At 72.6% G+C, this 17096-nt stretch carries 17 protein-coding genes and 1 tRNA gene; 10 read left to right on the plus strand and 8 right to left on the minus strand.

Annotated elements, in window-relative coordinates:
- The first annotated feature begins 28 nt into the window (after nt 1-28).
- Nucleotides 29-1324: a glutamate-5-semialdehyde dehydrogenase gene (locus tag DV701_RS01080; protein WP_114926723.1), complete on the plus strand. Its 1296-nt coding sequence runs from the start codon at nt 29-31 to the stop codon at nt 1322-1324.
- Here DV701_RS01080 and DV701_RS01085 read toward each other — a convergent pair.
- Entirely contained in the window at nt 1312-2358 is a 1047-nt protein-coding gene (locus DV701_RS01085; RefSeq protein ID WP_114926724.1) for a glycosyltransferase family 2 protein, read from the minus strand. The genes DV701_RS01080 and DV701_RS01085 overlap by 13 nt on opposite strands.
- A 41-nt stretch (nt 2359-2399) precedes the next feature.
- Here DV701_RS01085 and DV701_RS01090 point away from each other — a divergent pair, with 41 nt between their 5' ends.
- From DV701_RS01090 to DV701_RS01110, 5 genes are all read left to right on the plus strand, one after another.
- Complete coding sequence (locus tag DV701_RS01090; protein ID WP_114926725.1) at nt 2400-2636, plus strand: hypothetical protein; 237 nt, start codon at nt 2400-2402, stop codon at nt 2634-2636.
- A complete protein-coding gene (nadD, locus tag DV701_RS01095) occupies nt 2636-3223 on the plus strand; it encodes a nicotinate-nucleotide adenylyltransferase (RefSeq protein ID WP_114926726.1) in 588 nt (195 codons plus the stop codon). Before DV701_RS01090 ends, nadD begins: the two co-directional genes overlap by 1 nt.
- Nucleotides 3220-3603, plus strand: coding sequence for a ribosome silencing factor (rsfS, locus tag DV701_RS01100; protein ID WP_114926727.1), 384 nt, complete (start codon nt 3220-3222; stop codon nt 3601-3603). The genes nadD and rsfS overlap by 4 nt, the downstream gene beginning before the upstream one ends.
- An 8-nt stretch (nt 3604-3611) precedes the next feature.
- Nucleotides 3612-4247 carry a histidine phosphatase family protein gene (locus tag DV701_RS01105; RefSeq protein ID WP_114926728.1) on the plus strand — a complete coding sequence of 212 codons (636 nt, stop codon included), beginning with the start codon at nt 3612-3614 and terminating at the stop codon, nt 4245-4247.
- 92 nt (nt 4248-4339) lie between these two features.
- Nucleotides 4340-4415, plus strand: a tRNA-Ala gene (locus DV701_RS01110).
- Between the two features lie 151 nt (nt 4416-4566).
- On the opposite strand, the gene DV701_RS01115 is transcribed toward DV701_RS01110, so the two are convergent.
- Together DV701_RS01115 and DV701_RS01120 are read right to left on the minus strand one after the other, a co-directional pair.
- Entirely contained in the window at nt 4567-5061 is a 495-nt protein-coding gene (locus DV701_RS01115) for a type II toxin-antitoxin system PemK/MazF family toxin (RefSeq protein WP_114926729.1), read from the minus strand.
- Nucleotides 5058-5837, minus strand: a complete 780-nt coding sequence (locus DV701_RS01120; RefSeq protein WP_202863591.1) for an IclR family transcriptional regulator — start codon at nt 5835-5837, stop codon at nt 5058-5060. The genes DV701_RS01115 and DV701_RS01120 overlap by 4 nt, the downstream gene beginning before the upstream one ends.
- A 129-nt stretch (nt 5838-5966) precedes the next feature.
- On the opposite strand from DV701_RS01120, the gene DV701_RS01125 reads away from it, so the two are divergent.
- A complete protein-coding gene (locus DV701_RS01125; protein ID WP_114926730.1) occupies nt 5967-7757 on the plus strand; it encodes an L-lactate permease in 1791 nt (596 codons plus the stop codon).
- A gap of 58 nt (nt 7758-7815) precedes the next feature.
- Here the strand turns inward: DV701_RS01125 and DV701_RS01130 are convergent, their stop codons facing one another.
- The 5 genes from DV701_RS01130 to aceB are packed head-to-tail and all read right to left on the minus strand — an operon-like array spanning nt 7816 to nt 13660.
- Nucleotides 7816-9240 carry a heterodisulfide reductase-related iron-sulfur binding cluster gene (locus tag DV701_RS01130; RefSeq protein ID WP_324616610.1) on the minus strand — a complete coding sequence of 475 codons (1425 nt, stop codon included), beginning with the start codon at nt 9238-9240 and terminating at the stop codon, nt 7816-7818.
- A 2-nt stretch (nt 9241-9242) separates the two neighbouring features.
- The gene (locus tag DV701_RS19060) at nt 9243-10295 is read right to left on the minus strand and encodes an FAD-binding oxidoreductase (RefSeq protein WP_202863592.1); all 1053 of its coding nucleotides are present in this window, start codon (nt 10293-10295) and stop codon (nt 9243-9245) included.
- Nucleotides 10241-10525 carry an FAD-binding oxidoreductase gene (locus DV701_RS19065; RefSeq protein WP_202863593.1) on the minus strand — a complete coding sequence of 95 codons (285 nt, stop codon included), beginning with the start codon at nt 10523-10525 and terminating at the stop codon, nt 10241-10243. The genes DV701_RS19060 and DV701_RS19065 overlap by 55 nt, the downstream gene beginning before the upstream one ends.
- The gene (locus tag DV701_RS01140) at nt 10525-12006 is read right to left on the minus strand and encodes an FAD-linked oxidase C-terminal domain-containing protein (RefSeq protein WP_114926731.1); all 1482 of its coding nucleotides are present in this window, start codon (nt 12004-12006) and stop codon (nt 10525-10527) included. The genes DV701_RS19065 and DV701_RS01140 overlap by 1 nt, the downstream gene beginning before the upstream one ends.
- 37 nt (nt 12007-12043) lie before the next feature.
- On the minus strand, nt 12044-13660 hold the full coding sequence (aceB, locus tag DV701_RS01145; protein WP_114926732.1) for a malate synthase A: 1617 nt from the start codon (nt 13658-13660) through the stop codon (nt 12044-12046).
- 124 nt (nt 13661-13784) lie between these two features.
- Between aceB and DV701_RS01150 the strand changes: the two genes are divergently transcribed.
- From DV701_RS01150 to trmB, 3 genes are all read left to right on the plus strand, one after another.
- Nucleotides 13785-14237, plus strand: a complete 453-nt coding sequence (locus tag DV701_RS01150; RefSeq protein ID WP_114926733.1) for a GNAT family N-acetyltransferase — start codon at nt 13785-13787, stop codon at nt 14235-14237.
- Nucleotides 14238-14332: 95 nt separating this feature from the next.
- A complete protein-coding gene (gene lepA / locus DV701_RS01155; RefSeq protein WP_114926734.1) occupies nt 14333-16198 on the plus strand; it encodes a translation elongation factor 4 in 1866 nt (621 codons plus the stop codon).
- Nucleotides 16195-16956, plus strand: a complete 762-nt coding sequence (gene trmB / locus DV701_RS01160; RefSeq protein ID WP_228255144.1) for a tRNA (guanosine(46)-N7)-methyltransferase TrmB — start codon at nt 16195-16197, stop codon at nt 16954-16956. Before lepA ends, trmB begins: the two co-directional genes overlap by 4 nt.
- The last annotated feature ends 140 nt before the right edge of the window (nt 16957-17096 follow it).

A 17096-nucleotide genomic window follows, 5' to 3' on the forward strand; every position in this document is an offset into this window, starting at 1 on the left:
GCCCACCCCGACCGGAGGACCAGTTCCCATGACCGCCCAGACCGTCGCCGAGATCCCCGCGGACGTCCGCGAGCACGTGCACGAGACCGCGCGCGGCGCCCGCACGGCGGCCCGGCAGCTCGCCCTGCTCACCCGTGCGCAGAAGGACGCCGCGCTGCTCGCGCTGGCCGACGCCGTCGACGCCGCCGCGGCCTCGGTCGTCGCGGCCAACGTCCAGGACCTGGAGCGCGGCCGCGAGAAGGGCCTGCCCACCAACCTGCTGGACCGTCTCACCCTCGACGAGGAGCGGGTGCACGCGGTCGCCCGGGGGCTGCGCCAGGTCGCCGCGCTGCCGGACCCGGTGGGGGAGGTGGTGCGCGGCTCGACCCTGGCCAACGGTCTGCAGATCCGTCAGGTCCGGGTGCCCATGGGTGTGGTCGGGATGATCTACGAGGCCCGTCCCAACGTCACCGTCGACGCCGCCGGCCTCGGGCTCAAGAGCGGCAACGCGGTGATCCTGCGCGGCGGGTCGGCCGCCGCCTCGACCAACACCCGGCTCGTGGAGGTGCTGCGCGCCGCGCTGGCGGAGCAGGGCATCAGCCCCGACGCGGTCAACCTGCTCACCGAGGGCGGCCACGACGCGGCCCGTGCGCTGATGACCGCGCGCGGACTGGTCGACCTCGTGATCCCGCGCGGCGGGGCCAGCCTGATCCAGACCGTCGTCACCCAGTCGACCGTCCCGGTGATCGAGACCGGCGTGGGCAACTGCCACGTCTACGTCGACGCCTCGGCCGACACCGACATGGCCGTGGAGGTGGTCGTCAACTCCAAGACCCACCGCAACTCGGTGTGCAACGCCGCCGAGTCGCTGCTCGTGCACCGGGACGCCGCCGACCGGGTCCTGCCCGCCATCATGGCGCGCCTGGGCGCAGCCGGCGTCACGGTGCACGGCGACGCCGCGATGGAGGGGTATGCCGAGTCCGCCGGGACCGCGCACGTCCCGGTCACCGACGAGGACGACGACACCGAGTTCCTCTCCGCGGACCTCTCCGCGCGGGTGGTCGACAGCCTCGACCAGGCGATCGCGCACGTCCAGGAGCACACCAGCGGGCACACCGAGGCGATCGTCACCGCCGACCGGGCCGCGGCACGCCGCTTCACCACCGAGGTGGACGCCGCGGCCGTGATGGTCAACGCCTCGACCCGCTTCACCGACGGCGAGGAGTTCGGGTTCGGCGCCGAGATCGGCATCTCGACCCAGAAGCTGCACGCCCGGGGGCCCATGGCGCTCCCGGAGCTGACCACCACCAAATGGGTCGTGGAGGGCGACGGTCAGGTGCGGTGAGGCACGTCCTGGCGCGCGTGCTCGGGGCGTGCGCCAGGACGGTCGGGGCCGTCCTGCGCGGCCCTGACCGTCGGGTCGTGCTCGGCGCTCGTCTCGTGCAGCGAGTCGTGCGCGACGTAGTAGGACGGGCGGCGCTGCAGCGTGGAGTAGATGCGGCCGACGTACTCGCCCATGATCCCCAGGCTGAGCAGCTGGAGGGCGCCGAAGGCGGCGACGATGACCACGGTCGAGGTCCAGCCGGCGACGGTGTGGCCGGTGGCCTTGGCCACCAGCGCGTAGGCGAGCAGGCCGACGGCCAGGACGAAGCCGCCCAGGCCGAACCAGGTGGCCAGCCGCAGCGGGGCCAGCGAGAAGCCGGTGACCGAGTCGACGGTCAGCCTGACCATCCTGGACAGCGGGTACTTGCTGCGGCCGGCGGCCCGTGCGGCGCGGGCGTAGCCGACCGTGGCGGAGGGGAAGCCGAGGGCCGGGACGACCAGGCGCAGCACCCGGTGCTCCTCGGGCAGCGCGTTGACGGCCTCCACCGTCGCCCGCGACATCAGCCGGTAGTCGCCGGCCGCGTCGGGGGCGTCCTTGGCGCCGATCGCCCGCATGCCCGCGTAGAAGGCCCGGGCGGTGTGACGCTTGAACGCGCTGTCGGCTGACCGGTCGGTGCGCACCCCGTAGACCACGTCGGCGTCGTGTGCGCGGGCCGCCTCGAGCATCTGCGGGACGACCTCAGGCGGGTCCTGCAGGTCGGCGTCCAGGGTGACGACCCAGTCCCCGCGGGCGGCGGCCAGACCGGCGGAGATGGCGGCCTGGTGACCGGCGTTCGCGCGCAGGCGCAGCACCCGCAGCTGCGGCCACCTGCGGCGTGCCGATGCCAGCAGCACGGGGGTGGCGTCGCGGCTGCCGTCGTCCACGGCCACCACCTCGTAGGCCTCCCCGAGGCCGTCCAGCACCGGACGGAGCCGGGCCACCAGCAGCGGCAGCACGTCCTCCTCCTCGAACATCGGCACGACGACCGAGAGGACGGGACGGGCGGGCGACGGCATGCCTCTCACTGTAGGTGCTCGCCCCGGGTAGAGTGGCCCGCATGACGTCTGCGCTGTCCCAGGTCCTGGTCGCCTCCGCCGAGGGCGGGCACCACATCGTCAACGAGCTGCTGTTCTCGCCGATCTGGTTCGGCGTGATCGCGCTGGCGGTCTTCCTGGTCCTGCTCATGACGCTGTGGTTCTTCCGCAACACCCTCGCCCTCGACCCGCACCACGTCGCGGGCGACCGGCAGGACCCGGACACCCACACCACCCCCAGCGGGACGCCCGCCCACTGATGCGTCTCGGGGTGATGGGTGGGACCTTCGACCCCATCCACCACGGGCACCTGGTGGCGGCCAGCGAGGCCGCCCATCTGCTCGACCTCGACGAGGTCGTCTTCGTGCCGACCGGGCAGCCCTACCGCAAGGACGTCACCAGCGTCACGCCCGCGGAGCACCGCTACCTGATGACGGTCATCGCGACCGCGTCCAACCCCAGCTTCACCGTCAGCCGCGTCGACATCGACCGCGAGGGGCCCACCTACACCCGGGACACCCTGGTGGACCTGCACGCGCAGCGCCCCGACGACAAGCTGTTCTTCATCACCGGCGCCGACGCGCTGGCCCAGATCCTGTCCTGGCACGGGGTAGACCAGCTGTGGGAGCTCGCGCACTTCGTCGGGGTCACCCGGCCCGGGCACGAGCTGACCGACGCGGGCCTGCCCGAGGACAAGGTGACGCTGCTCGAGGTGCCGGCCATGGCCATCTCCTCGACCGACTGCCGGGAGCGGACCGCCACCGGCGAGCCGGTCTGGTACCTCGTGCCCGACGGCGTCGTCCAGTACATCGGCAAGTACCACCTCTACAGGGAGGACCCCTCGTGACCGCAACCGCACGCGCGGTCGAGCTGGCCCGGGCCGCCGCCTCGGCCGCCCAGGACAAGCTCGCCCAGGACGTCGTCGGCCTGGACGTCTCCGCCCAGCTGGCCCTGACCGACGTCTTCGTCATCGCCTCGGCCCCGGGCGAGCGCCAGGTCGGCGCGATCGTCGAGGCGGTGGAGGAACGGCTCGCCGAGCTCGGCTCCAGGCCGCTGCGCCGGGAGGGTCAGCGCGAGGGCCGGTGGGTGCTGCTCGACTTCAGCGACATCGTCGTCCACGTCATGCACACCGAGGACCGGGAGTTCTACGACCTGGAGCGGCTGTGGAAGGACTGCCCGGCCGTGGCGCTGCCCCAGGACGGGCAGGCCGCCGGGGCGGGCGCCTGACCCGGCCGATGAGACGGGTCATCGTCTGGCGGCACGGGGAGACCGAGCAGAACGCCGGAGGCATCTACCAGGGGCAGCTCGACAGCCACCTGTCCGCGCGCGGCCGGGAGCAGGCCGCGGCCGCCGCGCAGGCGCTGGCCGATCGGGGAGCGAGCCGGCTGCTGTCCAGCGACCTGGCCCGTGCTGCGGACACCGCCGAGGCACTGTCCGCCCGCACCGGCCTCCCGGTGGAGCACGACCCCCGCCTGCGGGAGATCCACGTGGGGCAGTGGCAGGGGCTGCGCCACGCCGACGTCGCGGAGCGTTTCCCCGACGCCCTCGCCGCGCTCGACCGTGGTGAGGACACGGTCCGGGGCGTGACGGGGGAGCGGGTCGCCGAGCTGCAGGTGCGAATGCGCGCCGCGTTCGAGGAGCTCGTGCGCCGCCTGGACGTCGGGGACACCGCGGTGGTGACCACGCACGGCCTGGCCAGCCGGGCGCTCATCGCCGACGTCGTCGGGCTGACCTACCGGCAGGCCTGGCTCTCCCTGGTGGGGCTGCACAACTGCCACTGGGCCGAGCTCGTGGAGCACCGCACGGGGTGGCGCCTGGAGGCCTGGAACGTCGGCGTGACCGCCAGCGTGGGCAGCGTCACCGACCGCTGAGGGCGGGGCTGCGCGCCCCCTCCGGGACGGCGTGCGCGATTTGGCGTTCGCCCCGCGCTCTGGGTAAAGTGATCCAGTCCTCGCGACGACGAGGGGCTGTGGCGCAGTTGGTAGCGCACTTCCATGGCATGGAAGGGGTCAGGGGTTCGAATCCCCTCAGCTCCACCAGATCCACCAGACGGCCCGGGCACCAGCCCGGGCCTTTCGCGTCCGACCGCTCGGCACGGACCGAGGTCACTCACCTGAGTGGTTCGTGCACGCCAGCCGGGCCCAGCCCGTGCAGGGGTCACCCACCTGAGTGGGTCGTGCACGCCGGCCCTCAGGGCTGCGGGAAGTGCCGACGCACCTCCTGCAGCACCCGGTCGAAGATCTCCTCGTCCAGCACCGCCCCCGTCCGGCGCACCGCCGACGGCTCGAGCCGCAGCAGCCGGTTGACCCTCGCCTCGCTGGGGCGGCGGCGTCGGTCCCAGCCGCCGCTGCCGATATCGGTCCAGTAGCGGCCCACCGAGGCCTCCTGGGCCTCGTCGCGGTCGTGGTCCTTGCTCGTCAGCTGCAGCGCCAGCAGCCGACTGCCGTCCCGGCCCACCACGAGCACGGGGCGGTCCTTGCCCTTCCTGCGGTCCTCCTCGAAGGGCACCCAGGCCCACACCACCTCGCCGGGGTCGGCCCGGTCGTCGTCGACCGGCGCGTAGGAGTAGGCCGCGGTCCGTGCCTGCGGCGGGTCGACGATCTCGGCCCGCGTCTGCGGCCGTGCCGCCCGCACCACGGCGCGCGCGGCACGGCGCAGCCCTCGGGCCAGACCCGGGCCGTTCATCCCGCCGCCCCCAGCTCGCGCCGGCCGAGGTCCTCGGCGATCCTGCGCAGGTCGGGCACGACGGCGACCGCGCGGTCCCTGGACATCCGCTCGGTCGGGCCGCTCACGGACAGCGCCATCCTGGTCCACGCGCTGCCGGTGGCGACCGGGACGGCGACGCAACGCACCCCCAGCTCCTGCTCCTCGTCGTCCATCGCCCAGCCTTGCTCACGCACGCGGTCCAGCTCGTCCCGCAGCTGGGCGAGGTCGGTGAGGGTATGCGGTGTGCGCGCCGTCCGCCGGGTGCCGGCCAGCAGCTCCATGGCCGGACCGGGGGCCATCCCGGCGAGCACCACCTTGCCGACCGCGGTCGAGTGCAGTGGGACCGGCCGGCCCACCTCGGCGAAGATCCGCAGCGTGTGCGGCGACGGCGACTGCGCGACGTAGACCATCACGTCCCCGTCCAGGGAGGCCAGGTTGGCCGTCTCCCCGGTCACCTCCACCGCGGTCCGCAGCGCGGGGGCGGCCACCACCGCCAGCGTGGTGGCCGCAGCACCGCCGATGCGCAGGGCGCCCGGCCCCACGCCGTACCGGCGTCCCGGGTCCTGGCGGACCCAGCCGCGCTGGGCCAGACCGACGAGCAGCCGGTGCGCGGTGCCCGGGGCCAACCCGGTGCCCCGGGCGATCTCGGTGACGCCGAGGGTGCCTGGGCGGGAGGCGAGCAGCTCGAGGATGTCCAGCGCCCGGTCCACGGACTGCACGCCGCGGGGACGCTCGTCGGGACGCGGGTGGACCATGCGCTCACCCTACCGGCGGCGCCGGCCGTCACCGCCTCACCACTTGACCCGGCGAGCGGGGGCTGGCATCGTGCCTGGTTCCGGTCGACCTCACGGTGGGGTGACCGCGATCCCCCGAGAGGTGTCAGAGTGGACAACCTTGCTGTGCTGAGCCTGCTGGCCATCGCCCCGATCCTGCTGGTCGGGGTGCTCCTCGCCGGCTTGCGCTGGCCGGCCAAGTACGCCATGCCCGTGGGCTACGCCGTCACGGTCCTGATCGCCCTGACGGTGTGGAAGATGCACCCGGAGGCGGTCGCCGCGGCCACGATCGAGGGCCTCATCATCGCGGTCACGCTCCTCTACATCGTCTTCGGCGCGCTCCTGCTGCTCGCCACCGTCATCGGCAGCGGCGCGATGAGCACGATCCGCGCCGGCTTCACCTCGATCTCGCCGGACCGCCGGGTCCAGGCGATCATCATCGGCTGGCTCTTCGGGTCGTTCATCGAGGGCGCCTCCGGCTTCGGCACACCAGCCGCGGTGGTCGCGCCGCTCATGCTCGCGCTCGGCTTCCCGGCCATGGCGGCGGTCATGGTGGGGCTGATCATCCAGTCCACGCCGGTCTCGTTCGGCGCGGTCGGCACCCCGATGATCGTCGGCGTCGGCAGCGGCCTGAAGGACGGCGCCGGCGTCGACGAGCGGGTCGCCGAGCTCGGCCTCACCTACGACGGCTACGTCGCGCACATCGCCACCGAGGTGGCCATCATCCACGCGATCTGCGGGTTGCTCATCCCGCTCATCATCGCGGTCATGCTGACCGGCTTCTTCGGCGAGCGCCGCAGCTTCGCCGAGGGCCTGAAGATCTGGCCCTTCGCGCTCTACGCCTCCGTGGCCATGACCGTGCCCTATGTCATCGTCGCCGTCCTGGCCGGCCCCGAGTTCCCCGCGCTCATCGGTGGCCTCGTCGGCCTGGCGCTGGTGATGTTCACCTCGAGCAAGGGCTTCCTGATGCCGAAGGAGACCTTCGACTTCGGCCCCCGCACCTCCTGGGAGGAGCGGTGGATGGGAAAGGTGGACATCGACCACCTCTACGTCGGCAAGAAGAAGATGAGCATGGTCGTCGCCTGGATGCCCTACGTCATCATCGCGCTGCTCCTGCTCGCCACCCGCCTGATCGACCCGATCAAGGCCGCGCTGACCTCGGCCGCGCCGTGGGTGTCGATCCCCTTCACCAACATCCTGGGCACCGAGATCTCCACGACCTGGCAACTTCTCTACAGCCCGGGCACGGTCTTCATCGTCACGGTGCTGATCACCTACCTGCTGCACCGGATGAGCGCCGAGCAGATCAAGAGCACGTGGAAGGTCGCCGGGGGACAGATCTTCGGCACCGCCGTGGCTCTGCTCTTCGCGCTGCCGCTCGTGCGGCTACTCATCCGCTCCGGTCCGGACTTCACCGCGTCCGGCCTGGCCAGCATGCCGGTGACGCTCGCCGAGGGCGCGGCTGCCGTCGCAGGTGCCAACTGGCCGCTGATCAGCCCCTGGATCGGGGCGCTGGGTGCGTTCGTCGCGGGCTCCAACACCGTGTCCAACCTGACCTTCTCGCTGTTCCAGTTCGCCACCGGCCAGGAGATCGGCGTCACGCCGGACACGGTCGTCGCGACGCAGGCGGTCGGCGGTGCCGGCGGCAACCCGATCGCGATCCACAACATCGTGGCGGCCTCGGCCACGGTCGGCCTGCTCGGCCGCGAGGGCGACCTCATCCGCAAGACCGCGCTGGTCACCGCCTACTACTGCCTGACCGCGGGCGTGATCGGCTACCTGATGATCTACGGCGTCGGACTGCACGCCGGCCTGATCCAGGGCATCTTCCTGGTCGCGCTGCTGGTCGGGCTCGTGGTCTGGATGCGGCGCCGCGACTCGCTCCTGGTGGCCGCCGACTGACGCGGCCGGTCTGCCGGGCGTGCGCCGCGCAGGTGCGGCGCACGCTCTCAGGCCCGCGTCAGAGGAGCGTCTGGCCGCGCAGCGAGGCGTCGAGCACCGTCGCCGTGTGGACGAACGGCACCTTGTGCCCGGCGCGCTCCAGCGCCCGGCTGATCTGCATGAGGCAGCCGGGGTTGGCGGTGACGAGCAGCTCGGCACCGGTCCGCAGGATCGCTGCGGCCTTGCGGTCGCCGAGCTCGGTCGCCGGCTCGGGGTTGAGGATGTTGTAGACGCCCGCCGAACCGCAGCAGATCTCCCCGTCCGGGATCTCCACCAGCGACACGCCGGGTATGCCGTTGAGGAGCGCCCGCGGCTGGCTCACCACCTTCTGCGCGTGCCGCAGGTGGCAGGCGTCGTGGTAGGCCACCACGACGTCCCGGCCGTGCGCGCTCACCGGGTGGCGCTGCGCGACCGGGCCGAGCTCGACGAGGATCTCGGACAGGTCGCGCACGCGAGCGCCGAACTCCCGCGCCCGGTCGGCGTAGTCCGGGTCGTCGGCGAGCAGGTGCACGTAGTCCTTCATCGTCGACCCGCAACCGGCCGAGTTGACGACCACGTGGTCCACACCGGCCTCGGTGAAGGTGTCGATCAGCCGGCGCGCGAACGCCATACCCTCCGGCTCCCGCCCCGTGTGGACCGACAGGGCTCCGCAGCAGCCCTGCTCCTGCGGAGCGACGACGTCGGAGCCCTCGGCGGCCAGCACGCGCGCGGTGGCGGCGTTGACCTCGCCGAAGAACTCGCGCTGCACGCAGCCGGTGAGCATCCCGACCACGGCGCGTCGCTCGCCCACGGCCGGGGTGCGGGCAGGCACGGTGACGCGCGGGCCCAGGGGCGGCGCGAGCGACTGCATGGCCGCCAGCCCGGGGCTGAGCCGCGCCACGACGCCGGTGCGGTCCACGAGGCGCAGCGCGCCGCTGCGCTGGGCCAGCCGCAGCGGGGCGCGGAGCACCCGCAGCCGCTCGGGGTAGGGGAAGAGGTTGAAGATCATCGTGCGCAGCGCCCGGTCCCCGGCAGGGCGCTCGACCCGGCGCTCCACCTGGGCGCGCGTCTGCTCGATGAGCCGGTCGTACTGCACGCCCGAGGGGCAGGAGGTCACGCAGGCCATGCAGCCCAGGCACGCGTCGAAGTGGTCGACCATCGAGGCGCTCAGCGGCGCACCCTCCACCCCGGCACGCATGAGGTCGATCCGCCCGCGCGGGCTGTCCATCTCCTCGCCCCAGAGCGTGTACGTCGGGCAGGTGGGCAGGCAGAAGCCGCAGTGCACGCAGTCGTCCAGCAGCTCCTGGCTCGGCGGCCGGTGCTCGTCGAAGGCGGGGGTGGCCAGCGCCTGCGAGCGGTCCCCGCGCACCGTCGGCATCCCCAGCTCGACAGCCTCCTCGGGGCGCGTGACGCGCGTCACTGACACGCCGGTGGGCGCCTGGTGGCGGTCCTGCTGCGCGGTCATCCTCAGATCCCTCCTACGAAGCGGCCGGGCGCGAGGATCCGCGCCGGGTCGAACTCAGCCTTGACCCGCCGCATGAGCTCCAGCCCGGGGACGTGCCCCCAGCTGTCCAGGACGGCCTTGACCTGCGGGGGCGCGTCCAGCACGACGGTGGATCCGCCGAGGCGTGCGCTGGTTGCGCGCACGGCCGCCACGGCGGTGGCGACCTCTTCCGCGGCCCGCGCCTCGGGCACGATGGCGTAGAGGACCCCCGTGCCCGCCGAGCCGCTGACGGTCAGGCCGTTGGCGGCCGCGGTCGCGACGATCTCGGGTACGCCGCTCAGCCGCGCCGTGGTCCGGAGCAGCGTCGGTCGGCCGGTCCCGCCCAGCCGGCGGCCCGCGGGCTGGTCGTCGAGGACCTGGGCCTGGGCACCGCCCACCGAGCGCAGCCGACCGGTGAGGTCGGCCGCCCGGGCCTCGACGCCCTGCCGGGTGCCGCTGAGCAGCACCGAGACGACGACGGTGTCCGGTCGGTCGGCATGCTCGGGCCCGGCGTGCACCTCGACGGCGTGCGGCACGAGCTGGGAGCCGACGACGTCTGCGAGGACGTGTGCCAGCCGTCCGGGGTCGACCCGGGCGGACACCGTGCGGCTCGCCTCCGGCAGCGGGTGCAGCCGGACGGTCACCTCGGTGACGACGGCCAGCGTGCCGTAGGAGCCGGCCAGCAGCTTGCTCAGGTCGTAGCCGGCGACGTTCTTGACGACCTTGCCGCCCGCCTTGGCGACGGTCCCGTCGGCGCGCACGAAGCGCACCCCGATGACGAGGTCGCGCATGGCACCCACGCGCATCCGGCGCGGGCCGGACATGTTGGTGGCGAACGCGCCGCCCAGCGTGGACGCCGCGCTCTCGCCGGCGGCGTCCCGGCCCCGGCCGGGGGCCAGGTCGTCGACGACCAGCTCGTGCCCACCCTCGCCGACGAGGGACTGCAGGCGAGCCAGCGGCATACCGGCTCCCGCGGTCGCGATCAGGTCCCCGCGGGAGTGTTCGACGAGCGCGGCCATCCGCGTGGTGTCCAGCACGACGTCGACGTGCTCGGGGGCCGGCCCCAGGCGAGCTTGCTGCCGTGGCCGCGCACGACGACCGCGAGGCCGTGCTCGTGGCAGGCGCGCATCAGCGCAGACGTCTCCTCGGTGGATGCGGGGGACGCCACGACCTGCGGTCCGACGCCGTCGACGTGGTCCTCGCCGGTGGCCGCGCGCACCCGGCAGGCGGGGGAGAGCCGGTCGAGCAGATCAGTGCGGGTGCTCATCAGAACAGGTCCACCCCCTCGTGCCCGGCGGCCAGCGGATGCTCGCCGCGGACGGCGCGCGGGCGCTCGCCGCACAGCCGCGGTGTGGGATAGATCTTGCCGGGGTTGGCGATGCCTGCCGGGTCGAAGGCGCAGCGCACCATCTGCATCGTGTCCAGGTCCTCCGCGGTGAACATCGCGGGCATGTGCTTGGCCTTGTCGGCCCCCACCCCGTGCTCGCCGGTGATCGAACCGCCGTGCTCGATGCACAGGTCCAGGATCATCCCGCTGACCTCCTCGGCCCGCTGCGTCGCGCCCTCCTCGTCGGCGTCGAAGAGGACGAGGGGGTGCAGGTTGCCGTCCCCGGCGTGGAAGACGTTGGCCACGCGCACGCCGCGCTCCGCGCTGATCTTGGCCATCCGGCGCAGCACCTCTGGCAGCGCGGTGCGGGGGACGACGCCGTCCTGGACGATGTAGTCGGGGGAGATCCGGCCGACGGCGGCGAACGCGGACTTGCGACCCTTCCAGATCTCGGCCCGCTCGGCGGCGTCGGTGGCTACCCGGAACTCGAAGGTGCCCTGCTCGCGACAGATCCGCTCGACCGCGGCGTACTCGTGCTCGACCTCCTGGGCCGGCCCGTCGAGCTCGACGACGAGCACCGCGCCGGCGCCCTCGGGGTAGCCGCAGCTGACCGCCTTCTCGGCCGCCTCGATGGCCAGGGCGTCCATGATCTCGATCGCGGCCGGGATGATGCCGGCCGCGATGATCGCGCTCGTCGCGGCCCCGGCCTGGTCGGTGCTGGCGAACCCGGCGAGCACGGTGCGCACCTCCTGCGGCAGGCGCACGAGGCGCACGGTCGCGCGGGTCGCCACGCCCAGCGTCCCCTCCGACCCGACGAACGCGCCGACGAGGTCGTAGCCGGGCGCGTCCGGCGCCTCGGTGCCCAGCGTCACCTGCTCCCCGTCCGGCGTGACGACGTCGAGGGAGAGGACGTGGTTGCTCGTGAAGCCGTACTTGAGGCAGTGCGCCCCGCCGGAGTTCTCCGCGACGTTGCCGCCGATCGAGCAGATCTGCTGACTGCTGGGGTCCGGCGCGAAGTAGTAGCCCTGCGGTGTCGCCGCCCTCGTCACCTGCAGGTTGATCACGCCGGTGTCGACGACGGCGCGCTCGTCCCGCGACCGCACCTCGTGCAGCGTCCGCAGCCGGCTGGTCACGACGAGCACGCCCTCGGCGTGCGGCAGGGCGCCCCCGGACAACCCGGTGCCGGACCCGCGCGCGACGAACGGCACCCGGTGGCGCGCGCACGCCCGCACGGTCCGGGCGACCTCCTCGGCCGTGTCGGCGAGGACCACGAGCGCGGGCGTCACGCGGTAGGCCGCCAGGCCGTCGCACTCGTACGTCGTCAGCTGAGCGGGGTCGGTGAGCAGCCGGTGCTCCGGTATGTGGTGGCGCAGCTCCGCCAGCACCTCGTCGACCGTGCCGAGCACCGTCTCCTGCGTCATGACAGACCTCCTCGTCCCGTCCCCTCAGGGTAGGTGGTCAGGGCATGCGCTCGTAGGCGGGCACCGTGAGGAAGTCGGCGAAGTCGTCGGCCACCGCCACCTCGAGGAAGGTGTCGGTCGCGTCGCGGTAGTCCGCGGCCTCTCCGGGCAGGCTGGCCAGCACCTCTGCGGTGAGCCGCTCGACGAGCTCGCGGGTGACCGTCTCGCCGCTGTCGGCGAGCTTCACCCCGTTGTGGATCCACTGCCAGATCTGGCTGCGCGAGATCTCGGCCGTGGCCGCGTCCTCCATGAGGTTGTGGATGCCGACCGCGCCGCGGCCGGTGAGCCAGGCGGCGAGGTACTGGATCGCGACGTCGATGTTGGCGCGCAGCCCGGTCTCGGTGACCTCGCCGGGCGTGCCCTTGACGTCGAGCAGGTCGGCGGCGCCGACGTTGACGTCCTCGCGCAGCGTGTCGACCTGGTTCGGCCGCTCGCCCAGCACCTCGTCGAAGACCTCCCGGCAGGTGTCGACCATGCCCGGGTGCGCCACCCACGACCCGTCGAAGCCGTCGGCGGCCTCGCGCTGCTTGTCGGCGCGGACCTTCTCGAACGCCGCCTCGTTGACCTCCTCGTCCCTGGACGGGATGAAGGCGGCCATGCCGCCGATCGCGTGGGCTCCGCGCTTGTGGCAGGTGCGCACGAGCAGCTCGGTGTACGCGCGCATCATCGGCGCGGTCATCGTCACCGCGTTGCGGTCGGGCAGGACGAAGTCCGCGCCGCGGGTGCGGTAGGTCTTGATGATGCTGAACAGGTAGTCCCAGCGGCCGGCGTTGAGCCCGGCGGAGTGCTCGCGCAGCTCGTAGAGGATCTCCTCCATCTGGAACGCGGCCGGGTAGGTCTCGACCAGGCAGGTCGCGCGGATCGTGCCGCGGGGGATGCCGAGCGCCTCCTGGGCGATGACGAAGGCGTCGTTCCACAGCCGGGCCTCGAGGTGGTGCTCCATCTTGGCCAGGTAGAAGTAGGGCCCCTTGCCGGCGTCGAGCTGCGGCTGGGCGCACGCGGCCAGGTAGAGGGCCATGTCGACGAGCGAGCCGGAGGTGCGCTGCCCGTCGACCAGGACGTGCTTCTCGTCCAGGTGCCAGCCGCGGGGCCGCACGACGATCGTCGGCAGCTGGGAGTGGTCGGTGGTGGACAGGGCGTAGTCCTTGCCCTCCGGGGAGGTGAAGCTGATCGTGCCGAGCGCGGCGTCGCGCAGGTTGGCCGGACCCTCGACGACGTTCTCCCACAGGGGGGTGTTGGCGTCCTCCTGGTCGGCCAGCCACACCCTGGCGCCGGAGTTCATCGCGTTGATCGTCATCTTGCGGTCGGTGGGGCCGGTCATCTCGACCCGGCGGTCGACGAGGCCGGGGGCGTGGTCGGCGACCCGCCACGAGGGGTCCTCGCGCACGTGCGCGGTCTCGGGCAGGAAGTCGAGGTCCTGGCCCTCGGCGACGGCCTGCACGACCTTCTCGCGGGCGGCGAGGCGCTCCTGGCGGCGCGGCTCGAGCGCGCGGTGCAGGGTGGCGACCAGCTCCAGCGCCGGACGGCTCAGGATGTCCTCGTAGCCGGGGCGGAGCTCGCCGGTGACCTCGACACCGTCGGGCAGGTCGAGCATGGTGGTCGTCGCGTCGGTCATGAGGCCTCCCGGCGTAGATTCCGTTCAGCGGAATAAATGATCCGCTAGATGAAATCTAGCCTAGCCGGTGCCTGGCGGTCGGGTCCAGCGGGGAGCGCACCGGCCCTGCGGCTAGGCTGCAGGCGTGGGTGCGCACGAGATCGTCATCAGCGCCGAGGACCGACCGGGGCGTGAGGAGCTCGTCGAGCTCTACGACGCGGTGGGGTGGACGGCGTACGCCTCCGACCCGGAGGTCCTGGAGGCCGCCGTGTGCGGGTCCTCGCGGGTGGTGACCGCGCGCTACGGCGACCAGCTGCTCGGCCTGGCGCGGGTGGTCTCCGACGGCGTGACGATCGCCTACCTGCAGGACGTGCTCGTACGGCCCGAGCTGCAGCGCGAGGGGGTCGGGCGCCAGCTGGTGCAGGCGGCGCTGGAGCCCTTTGCCGCCTGCCGGCAGAAGGTCCTGCTCACCGACGACGAGCCGCGCCAGCGCAAGTTCTACGAGTCGTTGGGCTACTCCGAGATCCGGGAGCACGGGGACGGCCGGCTGCGCGCCTTCGTGCGCTTCGACGAGCCGGACGGCGCGCGCCAGGCGTAGGAAGGGCCGGACCTGGCCCTCGTCCGTGGGAGACTGGGACGACTGTCCGACGCACGACATACCCCCCTTCGAGAGCCACGAGGTCGAGACCGAGCGTGTCACCCCTTGCCCCGCCCAGCACGGTGCCCCAGCCGGCCTCCACGCCGCCCGGGCGCATCCGCAACTTCTGCATCATCGCCCACATCGACCACGGCAAGTCGACGCTCGCGGACCGGATGCTGCAGGAGACCGGCGTCGTCGAGCAGCGGCTCATGCGGGCCCAGTACCTCGACCGGATGGACATCGAGCGCGAGCGTGGCATCACGATCAAGAGCCAGGCCGTGCGGATGCCCTGGGCGGTCGGTGACCGGACGCTGATCCTCAACATGATCGACACCCCGGGGCACGTCGACTTCACCTACGAGGTGAGCCGCAGCCTCGCGGCGTGCGAGGGCGCGGTGCTGCTCGTCGACGCCGCGCAGGGCATCGAGGCGCAGACGCTGGCCAACCTCTACCTGGCGATGGAGAACGACCTCACGATCATCCCGGTCCTGAACAAGATCGACCTGCCTTCCGCGCAGCCGGAGAAGTATGCCGAGGAGCTAGCCGGGCTCATCGGCTGCGACCCGGCGGAGGTGCTGAGGGTCTCGGGCAAGACCGGCGAGGGCGTGCCCGAGCTGCTGGACCACATCGTCGACCTGGTCCCGCCGCCGGTCGGGGACGCCGGCGCCCCGGCGCGCGCGATGATCTTCGACTCGGTCTACGACACCTACCGCGGCGTGGTGACCTACGTGCGCGTCATCGACGGCTCCCTCTCGCCGCGCGAGCGCATCTCGATGATGTCCACGCGCGCCACGCACGAGCTGCTCGAGATCGGGGCCATCAGCCCCGATCCGGTGCCGAGCAAGGGCCTGGGCGTGGGCGAGGTGGGCTACCTGATCACCGGCGTCAAGGACGTGCGCCAGTCCAAGGTCGGCGACACGGTCACCGGTGCCTCGCGGCCCGCGCAGAAGGCGCTGGGCGGCTACAAGGAGCCCCGGCCGATGGTCTTCTCGGGGCTCTACCCGATGGACGGCTCGGACTACCCGATCCTGCGCGACGCCCTCGACAAGCTCAAGCTCAACGACGCGGCGCTGGTCTACGAGCCGGAGACCTCCGCGGCGCTGGGCTTCGGCTTCCGCGTCGGCTTCCTGGGCATGCTCCACCTGGAGATCGTGCGGGAGCGGCTGGAGCGCGAGTTCGACCTCGACCTCATCTCGACCCTTCCCAACGTGGAGTACGACGTCGTGCTCGAGGACGGCACGCACGTCGACGTCACCAACCCCAGCGAGTTCCCGGGGGGCAAGGTGGGCTCGATCACCGAGCCGGTGGTGCGCGCGACCGTCCTGGCGCCCAGCGAGTTCATCGGCGCGATCATGGAGCTGTGCCAGTCCCGGCGGGGCGTGCTGCGCGGGATGGACTACCTCTCTCCGGAGCGCGTGGAGATGCGCTACACCCTGCCGCTGGCCGAGATCGTCTTCGACTTCTTCGACGCGCTGAAGTCCAAGACGCGCGGCTACGCCTCGCTGGACTACGAGCCCGACGGGGACCAGGAGGCGGACCTGGTCAAGGTCGACATCCTGCTCCAGGGCGACACGGTCGACGCCTTCAGCGCGATCGTGCACCGGGACAAGGCCTACGCCTACGGTGTGCAGATGGCGACCAAGCTCAAGGAGCTCATCCCGCGCCAGCAGTTCGAGGTGCCGGTGCAGGCCGCCATCGGCTCGCGCGTCATCGCCCGCGAGACCATCCGCGCGATCCGCAAGGACGTGCTCGCCAAGTGCTACGGCGGCGACATCAGCCGCAAGCGCAAGCTGCTCGAGAAGCAGAAGGAGGGCAAGAAGCGGATGAAGATGGTCGGGTCGGTCGAGGTGCCGCAGGAGGCCTTCATCGCGGCGCTGTCCCAGGACGGGTCGGGAGCGGGCGAGAAGGGCAAGAAGTGACCGAGGAGCCCCGCGGCCACTACGCCCTGGGCAACCCGGCGGTCGGCCCGCGCCCGCTGCGGCGCACCCGGTCGTTCACGCGACGGGGCGGCCGTATGCCGCGCACCCACCAGGCGGCCTGGGACCGGCTCGCCCACGTCGCCGTGCTGGACCTGCCCCGCCTGAACGGGGACAGCTCCACGGTGGTCGACCCGACCGTCGAGCTGGACGTCGACGAGGTCTTCGGGCGGCGCGCCCCGCTGGTCGTCGAGATCGGCTCCGGGTCCGGCGACGCCCTCGTGACCGGGGCGACGGAGCATCCCGACTGGGACTTCCTCGCCCTGGAGGTCTGGCGCCCCGGCATCGGGCACACGCTGGCCAAGATGTCCTCGGCGACCGGGGGAGAGGCCCTGCCCAACGTCCGCTTCGTCGAGGTGGACGCCGAGGTGGCGCTGCGCACGCTGCTGGCCGCCGGCTCGGTGCACGAGGTGTGGACGTTCTTCCCGGACCCGTGGCCCAAGCAGCGTCACCACAAGCGCCGGATCGTCGACGCCGGATTCGCCGGCACCGTGCTCCGGCTGCTCGAGCCGGGCGGGACGTGGCGGCTGGCCACCGACTGGGCGGAGTACGCCCGCTCGATGCGCGAGGTCCTCGATGCCCACGACGGTCTGCGGCTGGTCTCCACGGACCGGGCCCCGTTGCGACCGATGACGAGGTTCGAGCGTCGCGGGATCGAGGAGGGCCGCCCGATCACCGACCTGGCCTACGTCCGGGACTGACGCACCGACGGAAGCGGGGCACTCGCCCCGGTCCGGGCGATGCCGAGCGTGGCAGATCGACCGAAGCGGGGCACTGGCCCCGGTCCGGCGCTCAGCGACCCCGGACCCGGTGGCGCCGACCCTGTGGACGAGTTCTGCGG

Source organism: Ornithinimicrobium avium, from assembly GCF_003351765.1.
GTDB classification, from domain to species: domain Bacteria; phylum Actinomycetota; class Actinomycetes; order Actinomycetales; family Dermatophilaceae; genus Ornithinicoccus; species Ornithinicoccus avius.